Here is a 547-nt window from a genome sequence, read left to right as displayed (position 1 = left end):
ATTGATTCTGGCAACGTATCGCTTGCTTTAAAACAATTAATAGTTGCTTGATCAAACGTCTGCAAGATGGACAATCATCCTTCCTGCAGGCGCCTTCACAAGATACCTGCGCATACTTTCAAAGATCTTGGGAAGTGGCCTCAGCGCCGTTCCCGTGTGCTACGAAGTTTCCTTCGTAGCGAGCCGCCCATTATAGCCGGCTTTTCCGCTTCGTCAACACCTTTTTTCAAGGCCGTCTCACCGGGGTGGACGTTGTTGCCGATGCCGCTTCGTCGTTGGACCCGAAGGTCTTTCGTCGTTGCGAGCCGCCTATTATGGCAGGCCTTTCAGCTTTGTCAACAACTTGTTTGAGGAACTTGAAGCTCTTCGTGAAGTTGTTGCTGCAAGTCCAGGTCGAAACCGGGTGCCTGCAAAAAAAGGAAAACCCCGCTGCGCAAGCAGCGGGGTTCTCGGGTGTAAACCCTGGCGATGACCTACTCTCGCATGGCTTGAGCCACACTACCATCGGCGCAGCTGCGTTTCACTTCCGAGTTCGGGATGGGATCGG

General features: G+C 53.0%; 1 rRNA gene. It reads right to left on the bottom strand.

Annotated elements, in window-relative coordinates:
• Positions 1-460 precede the first annotated feature (460 nt).
• A 5S ribosomal RNA gene (gene rrf / locus ACJ7C5_RS21085) occupies positions 461-547 on the bottom strand; the annotation flags it as partial.

Origin of the sequence: Nocardiopsis yanglingensis, from assembly GCF_045809185.1 — a bacterium.
GTDB classification, from domain to species: Bacteria; Pseudomonadota; Gammaproteobacteria; order Xanthomonadales; family Xanthomonadaceae; genus Stenotrophomonas; species Stenotrophomonas yanglingensis.
This window is presented reverse-complemented; position numbering and strand designations above follow the sequence as displayed.